The organism is Paraburkholderia dipogonis (genome assembly GCF_042680985.1).
Classification (GTDB): domain Bacteria; phylum Pseudomonadota; class Gammaproteobacteria; order Burkholderiales; family Burkholderiaceae; genus Paraburkholderia; species Paraburkholderia phytofirmans.
Genome location: NZ_JBHUFR010000015.1, coordinates 1 through 2,441 on the forward strand (window position 1 = coordinate 1; position 2,441 = coordinate 2,441).

A 2,441-nucleotide genomic window follows, 5' to 3' on the forward strand; every position below is an offset into this window, starting at 1 on the left:
CGCTCCCATCGTCGTAACGCCGATGGTCGGTAAAACGAATTGTTCAGGACGGACTACTGACCGTCGGATGGCTGGTTCAAATTGAGATCTGCCGTTGTGGCAGATCGGGTTCGACCGGCGGCAACGGGTCGATCAGAGCCCGTCACCGTCGGGCTCAGTTCGGTGTGTACTGACTTCTATGTCAACAACGGGACGGATACCACTCGCTTGGAGTAGCGGATACGAAATTTGATGACTACCCGCCGACGTCGTCGTGAAGGCGTTTGCGTCCGGCGGCAAAAGATTCAATGATTTTGACTAGCGTCCCACTCAAATTTTTTGATGCCTCGTTTTCTGCCTTAATCTTTGCGAGTTCGACCGTTGTCTGGCTTTTTGTCATCATGCCATTGCGTTCGGTTTTAAGCAGTTCGGCTACGACAGAGGAAATTAAGGCGCCGTCCCTAGTTGAAAATGCTGTCAATAAGCTGACGCGTCGAGCGGCCACGTTAGTTATTTCGTTATGGTAATACCTGGTTTCTGCCAGGTTTGCTTTGTAGAGGTTAAGGAAGAAATACGCGAACAGTTCGACGACTAGCACAAGGGTGACGCGAGGAACGTAATTCCGAACGAAGTCCCATGATGTCTCAGTGGGCACGGGCACCGCCAGAGTGTAGGCGAGAATCGAGATACCGGCGACGCTCATGAGTATGCCGAAGACCAAGTTCACATTGGCTCGGAGGTGTAGCGCTGCGATAGCCTCTGACAGCCGGTCAGACGTTTCATCCCATTGAGCGCGAAGTGCGCGTTCTTCCCGTTGTTCCTCGAACGACAAACGAACTTTTTGCCGGATCTCATCGAGGGTAATTTCGGCCACGGAACTAGCTAGATCCTCTTTCAGTTCTGTGACGATTGTGGCGCGGGTACTCTCGTCGACGTATCGAGCCTTGATCTTTGCCTCAATTCTTCGCGACTGATTCTCGACCTCGTTTTCTAGCTGCAAGAGCCGCAGAGACATATTTCCACTCACCGCGCCCGCCGAGCCCGAAGAGCCTCGAAGGTAGAGTAGTAGGGAGGCTCCAACTCCGCTAGCCAGCATCAACGTCGCTAGCGCTGGCGCTAGCTTTTCGAAAGGCAACGCAGACCGCACCTGTGCATTGGGTACGAAATAGACGAGGAGCACGAAAGTGATCACCGACGTAGACGCGGCGGCCAAAACCATCATTGCATACCGGTTACGAGTTTGTCGTCTTTTCTGTTCGGCAACGAGATGCTCGAGATCAGCGTCGTCAAATTCTTGTTGGATTGGGCCACCGTCCATGTGCATTCCCCGATTCGTATTTTCGATTTGGAATGGAGGATACACGAATGGCGTAGCAGCGACACTGTCATACAGGACTACTGCGTGGCGGCTAGTTGGTGCATTGCAAGGCCGGTATCCGGGCGGCAAAAAGGATAATGAAGGCTCGGTCTCAAACGCCGGTAGCCGTCGCACACTACGGCGGGACTGCTTTCCCCGAGAGCTTGCTTCAATGACCGGACGACTCAGTTACCCGCCGTTGAGCCCCAGACGGTGTGACCGGCGGGAGTGGGTCGACTTCAGCCGGATGCCTGAGCTGGCGTATACCTAAGGGCAACCTGGATCCTCTGTTCGCGCGAATCGAGCGTGCGTGCTCTGGAAGCGTCAACTGGCGCGATTGCCTGACGCCCTTTAAAACGCGCGGGCGGCAGCCCACCCCGTAAAGGCTCACCTTTGAGAAGGATAAAAGCAACTAACCGTCTTTTCGTCTCGGCGTCCCCATCTTCCCAAACCCGGTCTTCAGGAAGGGGGGAGCGCCTGCGCGACAGGCGGCTCGCGCAGGCCTTGTCTGCCCGCAGTCCGGCAGTCAAAATATCCGCAAGCGCGACCGCATGTCGCTGGTTCACGGCTGGCCTACGGGGAGATCATTCACGTTATCGGGTTGGCGGCAGAGGTGGCGGCGGATCGGCGCGAAATTTCATTCCGCCTGTCGGGTCGGCGGGGCGAGGTCGTCTGTGCCGTCACGCGCGCAGCGCCTGAGGCGTAGTTCTGGCTTCCCGCCGGGGCCGACCAGGCCGCATGCTCAAGGCCCTGGCGGACGGCCGGCAGCGCATTATCGCGGTCGCCGCAAGAAAGATCCGTCTGCGTCCGGGCGAAGCGGTCAGGCTCACAACCAGCGATTTCCTGATCAGACGTTAAGACGCCCGTGGCGGCGTGTCGGCGTGTCGGCGAATCGTGGTGCCGGGCTGGCTTCCCGCTGTGACCGTCCGGGACGCGGCGTGCTCTACCAGTCGATCCGGTGTTTCTCATCGGTCTCGCGGTGCCGTCGATCGTCGTCGACGTGCAGGTACTGACTCGTTGTCGTCAGCGACGCGTGTCCGAGATTGTCTCGCACGAGTCGCAGATCCACCTGCTGGTTCGCCATATGTGAGGCTGCGCTGTGTCT

Annotated in this window: 2 protein-coding genes; both read right to left on the reverse strand. The window is 57.6% G+C overall.

What is annotated here, in order from left to right; genetic code table 11:
• Positions 1 to 235 precede the first annotated feature (235 nt).
• Positions 236 to 1,303, reverse strand: a complete 1,068-nt coding sequence (locus ACFSNN_RS20130; protein WP_134466380.1) for a hypothetical protein — start codon at positions 1,301 to 1,303, stop codon at positions 236 to 238.
• Positions 1,304 to 2,279: 976 nt separating this feature from the next.
• Positions 2,280 to 2,441, reverse strand: a 162-nt coding sequence (locus ACFSNN_RS20135) for a tyrosine-type recombinase/integrase (RefSeq protein WP_377779188.1), incomplete at its 5' end; no start/stop codon positions are given.

Excerpts from the sequence above, each read along its gene's own strand:
- ACFSNN_RS20130 (WP_134466380.1), bottom strand. The coding sequence starts at position 1,303 with ATGCACATGGACGGTGGCCCAATCCAACAAGAATTTGACGACGCTGAT.